The organism is Paenibacillus camelliae (assembly GCF_023715345.1).
GTDB lineage: Bacteria > Bacillota > Bacilli > Paenibacillales > Paenibacillaceae > Pristimantibacillus > Pristimantibacillus camelliae.
Map to the genome: position 1 here is coordinate 137031 of NZ_JAMBNY010000008.1, position 13530 is coordinate 150560.

Sequence of the window (13530 nt, forward strand, 5' to 3'; positions counted from 1 at the left end):
CTATGGAGCTAATCGGATACGAAGGAGAGATAGGGATGGGAGAGCAAGCTTATGTGGAATGGTCGAGGATCGATGTAAGTGCTGCGGGGCCACGGTGCAAGGTGCTGCTAGGCGATCTTAACAATGACGGGCGAATGGAGCTGTTGTTCGTGCAGGCAGATGGTGGAATTGATGATCGTTATGTTCCTCATCAGGTCATTGCATTAACAGCATTCACGATAGATGGCCAGCTGCTGTGGCAGGTAGGTGAGCCGCGAATGGACGCAGGAGGTCCAGGTTCAGATTATCCAGCACAGATCTATGATTGGGATCAAGATGGCTCCAATGAGGTGCTATGTGTCATGGATAAGGAGCTGCTCGTGCTTAATGGTCATGATGGGAGCGTCAAACGACGCTTGCCGCTGCCGGCTGAGTATGCGCATGACTGTATTATTATTTGTAATCTTAGAGGTACACCAGAAGCGCAGGATATTATACTAAAGGACCGTTATCGCCAGCTGTGGGCCATGGATCAAGACTGGAATTTGCTTTGGTCGTTTAAAGGGAACCCTGGACATTTTCCATATCCCTATGATCTAAATGGCGATGGACGAGATGAGATTATTGCTGGCTATGATGTGCTAGATGCAGATGGCAAGCTGATGTGGTCTACGCAGCCGCTTGAAGATCATGCAGACTGTATATGGGTAGGGGATGTATTAGGTCGTGGCGACAAGCAAATTGTTATTGGAGGCAGTGTGACGGTGATGTATGACCGTGATGGTAACGAGCTGTGGCGCTATGAAGGCTCAATTGAGTCTCAGCATATTGCGTTAGGGCGATTCATGAGCACGGAGCCAGGCCTGCAGATTGCTGGACTTGACCGAATCAAGCGCGGCGATACGGGGGATAAGCTGAAGCTGTCAGGACGTGACGGCATGTTTATGCTCAGTCAGCATGGTGAGGAGCTATGGAAGGAAGACCGCAAAACGAGTGGCTGGTTAACGATCATTCATACGATTCGTCATTGGGATTCGAGCGAATATGATTATATACTGGCTTACCGCCGAGGTGGAGGAGTAAATCCAACGATATATGACGGTCAAATGAATATTGTCGCTCAGTTTACATTAGATGGTTATGCTGTGTTTGGTGATTTGGTACAGAGCGGACTTGAGCAAGTTGTTATCTATAGCGATCAGGAAGCTGCTATCTACGGCAAGCTTGCTCCGCCACCAGAAGCCTTCGAGGCAGGACAGCAAATGGATCGCCGTGCCATTGCTCAAACGAAGAGACTATATAGCTCAACCTTGTATCCGGGAGGGGAGTATTAATGCATTGTGGTGAATTTGTAAAAAGCAGCTGGGATCGCTTTGGAGGTCAGGATAACGATGTACTGAAAACGATGGCGCAACGTTATATGTCCGCTCAGCCTGCTGAATCGTATACGTATCGTGTCTCATCGATGGATGGATTGAAGCGAGGTTTGGATTATCGCTATGACATGGAGATGACTAGCCGCTTTCCTCAGATTCACAATGGACAGTATGTATATGCCTGGGCGAAGCTGTGGAGTGAGGAGGATACGGAGCTGCCGTTTAGCTTGAGCTGCTATGGCCCTGTGACCGTATATGTGAATGGAGCATTAGCTCATCATGCCAATATTGAGCAGGAGGTTTTTCCGCAGCAAAGAAGCTGGTTTCGCTTAAAGCTGAAGGCAGGCTGGAATCAGTTCGTATGGCAGTTTATGAAGACTGGGACGGGCTGCGGTGCGCAGTTTGGCTCAGGCTCGATTAAAGGCTTTCCTCTTCATTTTGTTGTTCCGTTCGGAGCAGCAGAAGGTGCAGAGGGAGTAATCTACACAGCCCCTATTGATGAAAGAAGAGCTGACTTTGCTCATTGCGATATACTTGCGAGCGATAAGCAGTTAATATGGCATCCGCGCATGACATGGCAGAAGGAGGAGCTGCAGCAGACAGCTGCTGAGCGGATCTTCGGGGCTTCCAAGGGGCAAGCGGTGCTGGCATGGACGTCGGTATATGCTAACGAAGATGGAGTATATGAGCTGAGTGGTACGTATAAGGGCAAGCTCATCATTATGTGCAACAATGAGCAGGTCGAGGTAGCTGAAGAGGAACAGCGAGGTGAACCCTCTGACTTGAATTTGTTAGATACAACCGTAGAACCGAGTAGAGCTGCTGTACTAAATTCGCAAAGGGCAGCAAATAAACTTGGTAGTACTGCAGATTTAAGCTCGCTAGAGGGAACGAGTGAATTGTCGTCGCACTTCGCTGTGAAGCTTTCTCTGCAAAAAGGACGCAACGACGTATGGATCTGGATGATTGAGCAAGACGGTATTGGTGTAAATTGGGAACGACTAGTTAGCTTGGAGCAAGGTGCAGCCGTTGATTTAACCGATGAGCTAAGCGCTGATGTGACCCCTGTCGCTCCATTGCAGGTGGAAGGGAATTCGCATGCATTTTTATACAGCGGACCATATGAGCAGCCACTATCCCTGCAGGATACGATAGCCCTGCAATCGATGTCGACCCTTCATACGACAATCGAAGGTCCATCCTATTGGCGGACCGATATGCCTGGTGGCTATGTTCGTCCATTCGCAGAAACCTCTCATTATGGCAGATGGAATTATCCACTCGGCGTGACGCTATACGGCCTGCTAAGACTTGAGGATGAAGAGGCTCTGCAGTATGCTGTCAGTCATATTGAGAGCTGTACCGCATTCCATGATTACTCGTTCTGGGATGCGCAGATGTTCGGAGCGCCGGGCATTAATCATCAGCTCGTTGGTATGGATAGCTTGGATGACTGCGGCTCGTTCGGGGCAACGATGCTGTATGCACATGCGAGACAGCCGCTTGCTGGAGCAGACAGCCTCGCAGCTCGGATCGCTCACTATATTACAAGCGAGCAGAGCCGTCTCTCTGACGGAACGCTCTATCGCATTAAAGGCAGCACGAATTTTATGAAGGATACGATGTGGTGCGATGATCTCTATATGAGTGTGCCGTTTCTCGTTCGCTATAGCCTGCATACGGGCGAGCAGCGCTATATCGATGATGCGATTCATCAGCTGCTGCAGTACAAGGAATATTTATTTGAGCCTTCACTTAACATCATGCATCATGTGTACGACATGAAATTTAATGCTCAGAACGGAGCGTTCTGGGGAAGAGGCAATGGATGGGTGCTTTTTTCGCTTGCTGAGCTGCTGTGTCACATTAAGGCTGATCATCCAAAGCGAGACGAGCTGCTACTCATGTTCCACGAGCTAAGCCGCGGCTATGCTGCGCTTCAAGGGGAGAACGGCCTGTGGCATCAGGTGCTGGATGATCACGAGTCCTATGAGGAAAGCTCCTGCACGTCGATGTTTGCTTACGCATTTGCAATTGGTGTTCAAGAGGGCTGGTATGATGAACCTTCCTCCTATATTGAATGCGTGCGTAAAGCATGGGAAGGATTGAAGAAGCGAGCTATTGATGAGGAAGGGAATGTGTATGGCGTATGTCGCGGCTCAGGCTTTGCACATCATTCTTACTATTATAAGCACGAGCTAATGCCAAGGCTGAATGATACGCATGGCATAGGCATCATTATGCTGGCTGGGATTGAAGCGGGGAAAATGAACAGCTGGCTTGAAGCGCAGACGAGGCTGGAGGTACGGCCATGAATCAAACTACTGGACGACAGCAAGCAGACGAGCAGCAAGTTTCATTAAAATGGCTTGATTCAGCTTCAGCGACTGGTCTAATCACCGGTGTTACTTGGGGTGTTCCATGGCATCGTGGTCAGCTAGCTAGACATGAGCAGCTCGAGCTTCGTAATGAGCAAGGAGAATTACTGCATGTTCAATCCTGGCCTACCGCATACTGGCCCGATGGCAGCGTCAAATGGACCGCACATGCAGCTGAGCTTGCCAATACAGGGAGAGAGCGCTATGTACTGAGCAAGGTGAATCAGCCTCCGTTAGTCATTAAACAACCGAAGCTGCAGCAACAGCTGGAATATCAACAATCAACACAGCCACATCAGGAGGTAGCAGCAATTCAGGGCACACGTTCGAACGATCTCTTTGTCACCGATGAAGGTGATCTCATCAAAGTGAACGGTGATGCGGTCGTATGTCATATCCGCAAGAGTGGCAGCATCTTAATCGATTCCTTGTCACTACGTGATCAGGAGGATGCGCCGATAGCCGAGCAAGGTAAGCTAAAGCTGATCCTATCTGATGCTCCGGGGAGACATGATGGAAAGCGTCAGTCATATGTGAGCGAGATCGAGCAGGTCTCAATAGAAAGTGATGGTCCGCTGCGTGCAGTGATTGCAATTAAGGGATGTCACAGACTGGAAGCATCCGTAGCTGAAAGGACGGCTAATGGTACATATGAGCAGCTTATCCCTTTTACGGTTCGGCTTACATTCTATCGGCATCAAGCTACGATCGGATTAAAGCATACGCTGCTTTATGACGGAGATCCGGCCTTGCATGCCATTGCAGGCATCGGAATCAGCTTTAATGTGCCGATGAAAGGGGCACTGGAGAATCGTCATATTCGGTTTGCTGGAGATACGGGCTGGTTCAGCGAGGCAGCTAGAGGGTTAATGACGGCTAGGTTTCCTGCCTTTATGGAGCAAAAATATCGTGATCAGCTGAGGGGCAAGTTCGTAAGCTGGGATCCGGCGAACGAACGGGAGCAGCAGTATGCGTCACTGCTAGAGGATGCAGCAGTATGGAATGATTTCAAGCTTGTCCAGCTGAGCCCAGATAGCTACAGCATAAGTAAACGCACCTCTGAAGGCTGTGCATGGGTACGTTCGCTGTATGGAGGAAGAGCGCGTGGACTGCTATATGTCGGCTCAGAAGCTGGAGGAATGGCGCTTGCGATGAAGCATTTCTGGCAGCTATGTCCTAGTGGTATGGAGGTAAGTGGATTAGGCAGGGATCAAGCAGAAGCTACATTGTGGCTATGGAGTCCCGAGGCTGCTGCGATGGATTTACGGCATTATGATACGACAACGCATGTTCGCTCCTCCTATGAAGGAGCCGATGAGCTTCGAAGTACCCCGTACGGCATTGGGCATACGACAGAATGTCAGCTTCATCTTGCAGCGACTACGCCTCAGCAAGAGGAGCTGGAACAGCTTGCTCGTGGCAGTGAATATACGCCACTGCTCGTGTGTGAGGAGGAGCGCTATGTCGCAACGCGTGTATTCGGTCGATACAGCTTGCCGCAATACGATACGGAGCGTCATCGGCAGACAGAGGAAGCGCTGGAAAGCATATGACGCTTTTATCTTCAAGAAATTGAGCAGCGCCGTTGGTATGGCTTTTGGGATTATGGTGATGTAATGCATAGCTACGATCCTCTTCGCCACACTTGGAAATATGATATTGGTGGCTGTGCATGGCAGAACACAGAGCTTGTTCCGAACAAATGGCTCTGGTATTCCTTCCTGCGCACAGGCGAGCCGCAGCTGTTCTACATGGCAGAAGCGATGACACGACATACAAGTGAAACCGATCTGTATCATCTCGGACAATACCAAGGGCTTGGCTCGCGCCATAATGTGCTGCATTATGGCTGTGGCTGCAAGGAAGCGAGAATCGGGATGGCAACGCTGCATCGCTTCTATTATTATATGACTGCGGATGAACGGATTGGCGAGATTATGGATGAAGTGAAGGATGCCGACTTTTCGACGGTTACGCTTGATCCGATGCGTGCATATTTTCCGAAGGATGAGCATGCAACTCATGCGAGAAGCGGGCCAGATTGGTCAGCGTTTTGTGCGAACTGGCTCGTACAATGGGAGCGCCATGAAAGTGAGCATTACTTGCATAAGATTAAGACAGGCATCGAGTCGCTAAAACAGTCTCCGCATCGACTGCTTGATGGTCCGACCTTTGGCTATGATCCAGAGACTGGCAAGCTGAGCTATATGGGGCATGAAAACTATGACTACCATCTCATGATCTGCATGGGTGGCACTCAGGTCTGGACTGAGCTGGCTGATTTGCTAGAGGATGAAACATGGCGCGAGATGCTCGCTGAGCTAGGTGAGTTTTATAATTTGCCTCCAGCGGAAAAAAGCAAACGAACGAAAGAAGCGTTTGTCGGCAAACGCTGGGATATTCCAATGCTGTCCACACTTATTATGGCGTATGCCGCTGAATATTATAGAGATGATGCGCTGGGTAAGCAGTCGTGGGATTATTTGCTTACGATCACGAATCACTGGCAGCTGAGTCAGCTGCAGCCACAGCAGGTGGAGCGACTGTACTATCCTTATCCAGTGAGTGAGGTTCAAGGCTTATCAACGAATACGGCAAGCCAGTGGTCGTTGAATGTTATCATGTGCAAGGCATACATCGGACACCTTTTGTAAGGTAGTTCACTAAGCAGAGGCTTGATGACGATGTAACGCTTTGTAGCTTAGTCAACGGCGAATATGGCACGCTACCGAAACTTCCGATGCTCACGTACCAATAACGTACGCTGCGCTTCTCAGTTTCTAGTATCGTGCCATCTTCTTGGTCCTGAAGCCTCAGCTTATTGAACCTTTATTTGAATTGGTAGTTCACTAAGCAGAGGCTTGATGACGATGTGTTTGCGCTGTAGCTTAGTCGACGGCGAATATTGACCGCTAGCGAAAAATCCGGTGCTCACGTACCAATAACGTACGCTGCGCTCCTCTTTTTCTACTAGCGGTCAATCTTCTTGGTCCTGAAGCCCCAGCTTATTGAACCTTATTTAAATTGGTAATTCACGAAGCACAGGCTTGATGACAATGGTCTTCGAAGTATATTCATCGTCCTGAGGTCTCTGCTTGTTGAAGCTTTATTTGAATTGGTAATTCACGAAGCATAGGCTTGATGACAATGGTCTTCGAAGTATATTCATCGTCCTGAGGTCTCTGCTTGTTGAAGCTTTATTTGAATTGGTAGTACACTAAGCTGAGGCTTGATGACAATGGTCTTCGAAGTATATTCATCGTCCTGAGGTCTCTGCTTGTTGAAGCTTTATTTGAATTGGTAGTTCACTAAGCTGAGGCTTGATGACAATGGTCTCCGAAGTATATTCATCGTCCTGAGGTCTCTGCTTGTTGAAGCTTTATTTGAATTGGTAGTTCATTAAGCTGAGGCTTGATGACGATGTAGCGCTCTGCAGCTTAGTCGGCGGCGAATAGAATATGGCACGCTACCGAAACTTTCTATGCTCACGTACCAATAACGTACGCTGCGCTTCTTAGTTTCTAGTAACGTGCCAATCTTCTTGTTTATCTGCTAATGAGCTTGTAAAACACTCCTATTATTAGTCTTGCGAATGGCGTAGTAAGTGGAAGTAATATAAAAGCATAAATTGTACCCCATACTAATGTGCCCTCAATATTTATCGTTTCCATGCCGCCTCTAACAATCGTTTCACCGAAAATTGCACCAATTGTTCCACTATATAACGTTATAAGAAAGGCGCAAATAAGGCTAATAAGCCAAAGTTTTTTATTGGTTGCATTTCTATTGTGAAAGTATCCGCCTAATACTGTAAAAGTGATGACAAAAGGAATAACTACTGAGAAATACAACCAACTTTCACCCCACATAGAGGTTACTCCACCAGCCCACATTTGTCCGATTAACATAAACAGCATTGCAGTAATAAATGAAAATAAAGCGCCGAAGATAAAGCCTTTTAACCGAGAAAGATTGATCATAATCTATTCGCCACCTAATCGTTATGACTTGAAGATAAATTGATCCAGATTCAACATTTATTTGCACTACTATTTTAACAGAGAAGATAACTACCGCGTTAATTAGAATTTCTATTAAAAATAGTAAACCTTAATGACGATGCTAGCTGAAGCGTGCCCTCCGTCAAATTGCCCGCTAGCTGGATATACTTTTATGCTAACTGTCGGTTTAGTGCAACAAATACAATATTCAAAACGTTTACATTGTATGTAATAAGTGGAACGAACAAGAAAGGAGATCGACAATGAAACGGGCATTTAAGCTTATTGCAGTAATATTAGGACTGTATCTTATATATGAAGCTTACACAATTTATACTTTTCCAGCTAGAAGTCCAGACGGCGGTTTGGGACTACGTAAGTTTTTTGATAACCTCTTCATTCCAGCGACAGATTTTCACTTACATACGTATGGAATTTCTTTTTTCATAGCTGGCCTTTTAATCTCATTGGCCCCGTTTATTCGTATTAGACGAATAGCTAATTGGCTGCGATAGCTCAATGAACCGCCAATAAAATAGAATAGATGGATCATCTCAAAAGCATGAGCTCGGTATTCTTTACTGAGTTTATGCTTTTTTACGTTACACATCGATGATGCAAGGCTGCATGACACATCACGAAATGAACCTCTTACCATTAAAATTTAACCACTTACAGAAAAATTACGCTCCGTTAATTTTATCTATGCTACATTATTAGTAACTGATCAGTACTCTCCGCTATAGGAGATAAGGTAGTATTCATTACCGAGGAGGCTTCCACCTTGAAAATTCAACTAACGATTAACCATGCTTTAGAAGAAACAGAGGTCCATATCCTCGCCAAGGAATATAACGAACAAATTGAAAAACTGATGAAGCAGCTACAAGCTTCACAAACGACGCAAGCGACAGTACTTGATGGCTACTTGCAGCAAGAGATTCATCTGCTCAAAATTACCGACATTTATTCCATCTATGCAGAGGAGTCACGCGTATTTTTGCAGACGGATGAGCAGGAATATGAATCGAAGCGCAAATTATATGAGCTGGAAGAGATGCTGTCGAAGGACTTCGTCAGAGTAAATAAATCAACTCTAGTAAATGTACATAAAATCTCATCTATTCAAATGGGTAAAATCGGAACAACGCAATTGCTGCTAGAAAACGATGTTGCTATTCATGTCAGTCGTAAATATTTGAAGGAATTAAAACTACACTTAGGTATTGGGAGGGAGTAGAGCTATGAAAAAAATTATTCAGCTGATCGTTACAAGTATACTCGTCTCACTTAGCTGCTCCTATATTCTAGTAACGGTTAGTGTTGTGTCTGACCCGGCGGCAATCATGACAGGTAAAGAATTATTAGAGCAGGTAGTGATTGCTGCAATACTTGGTGCAGTTATCGGACCGTTGTCCTTAATATTTGAATGGGAACGGATACCGTTTATTGCTCAACTCGGTCTGCATTTAACAGCAGTGACGATAAGCGTTTTAACTGCAGGCTATTTCGGTGGCTGGTTTGTCCACTTCGGTATTAAAAATGTGCTCATTTCAGAGGCCATTATTTATCTATTGATATGGTGTATGATGTTCATCCTGCAGAAAAAGGATATCGCTCAAATTAACGATGCTATTAAAAAACGAAAGGAGTAGTTGTGATGAAGACTGCTATACAGGTAGAGGGGCTTAGTAAGCGATACGGGCAGCACGAGGCAGTAAAAGGGATTTCATTTACAGTGGAACAAGGGACGCTGTTTGCATTTCTTGGTGCAAACGGGGCAGGGAAATCTACGACCATTGAAATACTGTGTACCTTGCTTAAAAAAACAAGCGGTACAGTAAGCATTAACGGGTATACGCTCGATGCAAGCCGTGACAATGCTGAAATTCGCAAATCAATTGGTGTGGTGTTTCAGGAAAGCTTACTTGATGAACGGTTGACGGTACGTGAAAACATATGGCATCGGGGTAAAATGTACGGCTTATCGAAGAAGGAGCTTATGGATAACTATCAATTTGTTTCCTCGTATTTACACTTGGGTGATATTGAGGACAAAAAATACGGTAAATGCTCTGGCGGACAAAAAAGACGCGCAGATATTGCTAGAGCATTGATTCATCGCCCGCAGATTTTATTTTTAGATGAGCCGACGACGGGGCTTGATCCGCAAACACGACAGTTTGTATGGAAGACGATTAAGCAGCTGCAAGCGGAAACGAATATGACGGTGTTTCTAACGACGCATTATATGGAGGAAGCAGCGATGGCGCATCAAATTGTCATCCTAAGACAAGGTGAGATCGTTGCTAAAGGTACGCCAGATATGCTGAAAACTGCCTATGCCTATGATCAGATGGAGCTTGTATTCCATAACGCGCAAGAAGGAGAACAGTGGCTTATGGAGCAAAATATATCTTACACCGAGAAGCAAGGGATATACACGATACGTGTAGAGTCGACGCTGGCTGCACTGTCGATATTAAAGCAAGTTGAACCGTTAATTGCATCCTTTGAAGTGATGAAAGGCACGATGGATGATGTATTTATTCATATTATGGAACAAGGCGGTGCAGCATAATGGAAGCAATCGTTAGCTTAGTTGGACGTAATAGCAAAGTGTTCAGACGAGATAAAACTAGTGTGTTCTTCTCACTGTTGTCCGTCATTATTGTCATTGTGCTGTACGCACTCTTTCTGCAAAAGATGCAGGTTGATTCCATTAAGCAGGTAACCGAAGCAACACCGCAAATGATTACAATGGTAAACGAATGGCTTATAGCTGGACTATTGTCAATGATCGCTGTGACGACAACACTTGCTTCATTCGGTCTTGCGATTAAAGATATCGAAACAAAAGCGAGTGCAGACTTTTTAACGGCACCGGTTTCCCGAGCTGCTATTCAGATGGGGTATGTGCTTAATGCATTTATTATCGGCAGCGTGTTCTCCTTTATAGCATTAATTGGCTGCGAAATATATATTGTAGCAACTGGTGGTGCATGGCTTAGCTTTACATCGTTACTTAAAGTGGTCGGCATATTGTTATTATCTGTGCTGCTTGCTAGCTTATTCAACGTCGTTATCGTTATGATGGTGCACACACTCAATGCATTCTCAACCTTAAGTACGATTGTTGGCACATTGCTCGGATTTTTATGCGGGGTATATGTTCCGATCGGGGCACTGCCAAGCTTTGCGCAAAATATCATTATGTACTTTCCGATTAGTCACACGACGCTGCTGCTGCGTAATGCGTTTATGGAGAGCTCGCTTGCTGACGTTTTTGCAGGTGCTCCTGCTGAGGCTGAGGAGCAATATAAGCTCATGTATGGTGTCACCTACAAGCTACATGACAACGTATTAAGCCTTTCTACTAGCTATATTATTATTGCAGTAACAATTGCTGTGCTTGCTGTTCTATCCATTACTCTTTTTCATAGAAGGGAAAAGCGTTTAGGGTAAGAAAAGAACGAGCTAATTGTATAAGTGGAATGATAGCTTTATAAGGTCTATGTGCATAATCGCGCATAGGCTTTTTTTATATAAAAATATTAAAAAAACTGTATATTTAATTTTACAGTTATGATATTATCGTAATGGATTTGACATTGTTAAAAAAGTAGTTGATTTTTTAATAGACTTACATATAATTAAAGTATACTAATCAGATAGGATTAATTAAAACATACAGGAGTGGAGCAAATGAAACGTCAACTAAAACAGTTATCGATTGGACTTATTGCAATATTATTGATTGGGATTCTAGGCGCATGCTCGAATAACAGCGGCTCTTCAAATAGCGATACGATTCGTATTGGACTAGCAGCACCGATCTCTGGAACTCAGGCTCAATATGGTACAGCATTCAAAAATGGTGCAGAGCTTGCAGCTGCACAAATTAATGAAGCTGGCGGTATTGATGGCAAGCAAGTTGAAATTGTTATCGAGGATGACAAAGGTGATTCTAACGAAGCGGTAAACGTTGCAAATAAATTTGTATCGGATAAAAGCATTCTAGGCGTAGTAGGTCACTTTAACAGCTCTGCAACACTAGCTACTGCACCGGTATACAACAAAAATAAAATTGTTCAAATCTCACCATCTTCTAGTGCTCCAGCTGTTACTAACGCTGGTGAATATACGTATCGCGTTATTACAACAGATGCGTTCCAAGCGGATTATTTGGCAACATGGTCTCAGGAGCTTGGCTATAAAAAGGTAGCACTTATCTATGAGCAATCTGATTTTGGTATTGGCTTACTAGATGTGTATAAACAATCTGCACCAGGCAACAACATTGAAGTTACAGCAACTGAGGCATACAACCCAGGTGAGAAAGACTTCAGCACTGTATTAACAAAGATTAAAACAACTGAACCAGATGCGATTTTCATCGGTGGTTTCTATAACGAAGCAGCATTGATTGCACAACAAGCACAGAAGCTTGGTATGGACGTTGAATTTATCGGTGTAGACAGCCTATACTCTGAAGCATTGCTTGAGCTTGGTCAACAGTCTGTAGAAGACTTTAAGATTATCGGTTTCTTCTATCCAGGCGGCAGCAATGAAAAAGCTACTGAGTTTGCTGAGCAATACCAAACAAAATACAACAGCAAGCCTGATACGTATGCAGCATACTCTTACGTTGCAACGTCTCTAATTATCGATGCAATCAAAGAAAATGGCACAGACCGTGAAGGCATTAAAACCTTCCTTGACCAAGTGAAGGATTACGAAGGTGCTACGGGTGTACTAAGTTTTGACGAGAATGGGGATGTTATTACCGTTCCAACGAAACTGAAAGTTGCAAACGGAGAGTTTGTCAATTTCGAATAACTTGAGATCGAAATATAACATTAAGCGGGATGAATATACTCATCCTGCTTCTTGCTTATTGATTTTGGAAAGGAGTTACTATGCTATTTCAGCAAATCACGAACGGCCTAACGATCGGCATGATCTATGCCTTAATTGCCCTAGGCTACACAATGGTTTACGGCATTCTCAAGATCGTTAACTTTGCGCATGGTGATATCTATATGATAGGCAGCTTTCTAGGGCTGTTCTTTCTTAAGGAGCTGCAAGTACCATTATTTGTGGCCTTTATATTTTCTGCTGTTGTGACGGCTTTGCTTGGGATTACGATCGAACGAGCAGCTTATCGGCCACTGCGCAAGGCGGACCGAATCGTGCCTCTCATAAGCGCATTAGGAGTATCGACATTTTTGATTAGCGTTGCTCAGCTTATATGGGGAACGGAAATGCGTCCATTTCCGACAAGCTTCGGTTCCAAGACGTATGTTGTAGGCAGTGTTACAATCTCGGAAATTCAAATTCTCATATTAGTATTATCTTGCTTACTTATGGTCGGTCTTCATCTTTTTGTGAAGAAGACAAAGATCGGGACAGCGATGCGTGCGACATCCATAAACTTAACGAATGCAGCACTGCTCGGCATTAACACGAACCGAATGATTAGCTTAGCCTTCGCAATTGGCTCTGCTTTAGCAGCATGTGCGGGTATTATGGTAGGTATTTATTACAATGCCGTTTATCCAACGATGGGCTATATGGCAGGGATTAATGCATTTACGGCGGCAGTTCTTGGCGGTATCGGAAGCATTCCTGGTGCGATGCTTGGCGGCGTATTGCTCGGCCTTGTAGAAGCACTTGCTGGTGCATATATTTCCACTCAATATAAAAGTGTTATCTCGTTCGCTATTCTAATTATTGTGCTGCTCATTCGCCCGTCAGGTATTTTAGGTAAGAAAGAAATCAATAAGGTGTAGGTGA

General features: G+C 44.9%; 10 protein-coding genes and 1 pseudogene. 10 read left to right on the forward strand and 1 reads right to left on the reverse strand.

Translation table 11 applies throughout. From position 1 onward, the window contains the following. The first annotated feature begins 35 nt into the window (after positions 1 to 35). The 4 genes and pseudogenes from M3180_RS14235 to M3180_RS22930 form a co-directional block, all read left to right on the forward strand. Positions 36 to 1313: a hypothetical protein gene (locus M3180_RS14235; RefSeq protein ID WP_251668627.1), complete on the forward strand. Its 1278-nt coding sequence runs from the start codon at positions 36 to 38 to the stop codon at positions 1311 to 1313. Further along, positions 1313 to 3670 (forward strand): glycoside hydrolase family 88/105 protein, encoded by a 2358-nt coding sequence (locus M3180_RS14240; protein WP_251668628.1) that lies wholly within the window; start codon positions 1313 to 1315, stop codon positions 3668 to 3670. The genes M3180_RS14235 and M3180_RS14240 overlap by 1 nt, the downstream gene beginning before the upstream one ends. Beyond that, positions 3667 to 5286, forward strand: coding sequence for an exo-rhamnogalacturonan lyase family protein (locus tag M3180_RS22925; protein WP_349774486.1), 1620 nt, complete (start codon positions 3667 to 3669; stop codon positions 5284 to 5286). The genes M3180_RS14240 and M3180_RS22925 overlap by 4 nt, the downstream gene beginning before the upstream one ends. 15 nt (positions 5287 to 5301) lie before the next feature. Continuing rightward, positions 5302 to 6387 (forward strand): annotated as a pseudogene (locus M3180_RS22930) (exo-rhamnogalacturonan lyase family protein); the annotation flags it as partial. Between the two features lie 891 nt (positions 6388 to 7278). Here M3180_RS22930 and M3180_RS14250 read toward each other — a convergent pair. Next, positions 7279 to 7713: a hypothetical protein gene (locus tag M3180_RS14250; RefSeq protein ID WP_251668629.1), complete on the reverse strand. Its 435-nt coding sequence runs from the start codon at positions 7711 to 7713 to the stop codon at positions 7279 to 7281. Positions 7714 to 8518: 805 nt separating this feature from the next. On the opposite strand from M3180_RS14250, the gene M3180_RS14255 reads away from it, so the two are divergent. The 6 genes from M3180_RS14255 (at position 8519) to M3180_RS14280 (ending at position 13526) form a co-directional block, all read left to right on the forward strand. Then, positions 8519 to 8974: a LytTR family DNA-binding domain-containing protein gene (locus M3180_RS14255; RefSeq protein ID WP_251668630.1), complete on the forward strand. Its 456-nt coding sequence runs from the start codon at positions 8519 to 8521 to the stop codon at positions 8972 to 8974. Between the two features lie 4 nt (positions 8975 to 8978). After that, on the forward strand, positions 8979 to 9389 hold the full coding sequence (locus tag M3180_RS14260; RefSeq protein WP_251668631.1) for a DUF3021 domain-containing protein: 411 nt from the start codon (positions 8979 to 8981) through the stop codon (positions 9387 to 9389). Between the two features lie 5 nt (positions 9390 to 9394). Continuing rightward, entirely contained in the window at positions 9395 to 10315 is a 921-nt protein-coding gene (locus tag M3180_RS14265) for an ABC transporter ATP-binding protein (RefSeq protein WP_251668634.1), read from the forward strand. Further along, positions 10315 to 11199, forward strand: a complete 885-nt coding sequence (locus tag M3180_RS14270) for an ABC transporter permease (RefSeq protein WP_251668636.1) — start codon at positions 10315 to 10317, stop codon at positions 11197 to 11199. The genes M3180_RS14265 and M3180_RS14270 overlap by 1 nt, the downstream gene beginning before the upstream one ends. Before the next feature lie 240 nt (positions 11200 to 11439). Beyond that, positions 11440 to 12573, forward strand: a complete 1134-nt coding sequence (locus tag M3180_RS14275) for an ABC transporter substrate-binding protein (RefSeq protein WP_251668638.1) — start codon at positions 11440 to 11442, stop codon at positions 12571 to 12573. Between the two features lie 80 nt (positions 12574 to 12653). Continuing rightward, positions 12654 to 13526: a branched-chain amino acid ABC transporter permease gene (locus M3180_RS14280; RefSeq protein ID WP_251668640.1), complete on the forward strand. Its 873-nt coding sequence runs from the start codon at positions 12654 to 12656 to the stop codon at positions 13524 to 13526. The last annotated feature ends 4 nt before the right edge of the window (positions 13527 to 13530 follow it).

What these genes read in the sequence shown, in the direction of transcription:
- M3180_RS14270 (WP_251668636.1), top strand. Translation starts at nt 10,315, where the DNA reads ATGGAAGCAATCGTTAGCTTAGTTGGACGTAATAGCAAAGTGTTCAGA.
- M3180_RS14280 (WP_251668640.1), top strand. Translation starts at nt 12,654, where the DNA reads ATGCTATTTCAGCAAATCACGAACGGCCTAACGATCGGCATGATCTAT.
- M3180_RS14240 (WP_251668628.1), top strand. Translation starts at nt 1,313, where the DNA reads ATGCATTGTGGTGAATTTGTAAAAAGCAGCTGGGATCGCTTTGGAGGT.
- M3180_RS22925 (WP_349774486.1), top strand. Translation starts at nt 3,667, where the DNA reads ATGAATCAAACTACTGGACGACAGCAAGCAGACGAGCAGCAAGTTTCA.
- M3180_RS14235 (WP_251668627.1), top strand. Translation starts at nt 36, where the DNA reads ATGGGAGAGCAAGCTTATGTGGAATGGTCGAGGATCGATGTAAGTGCT.
- M3180_RS14260 (WP_251668631.1), top strand. Translation starts at nt 8,979, where the DNA reads ATGAAAAAAATTATTCAGCTGATCGTTACAAGTATACTCGTCTCACTT.
- M3180_RS14265 (WP_251668634.1), top strand. Translation starts at nt 9,395, where the DNA reads ATGAAGACTGCTATACAGGTAGAGGGGCTTAGTAAGCGATACGGGCAG.
- M3180_RS14275 (WP_251668638.1), top strand. Translation starts at nt 11,440, where the DNA reads ATGAAACGTCAACTAAAACAGTTATCGATTGGACTTATTGCAATATTA.
- M3180_RS14250 (WP_251668629.1), bottom strand. Translation starts at nt 7,713, where the DNA reads ATGATCAATCTTTCTCGGTTAAAAGGCTTTATCTTCGGCGCTTTATTT.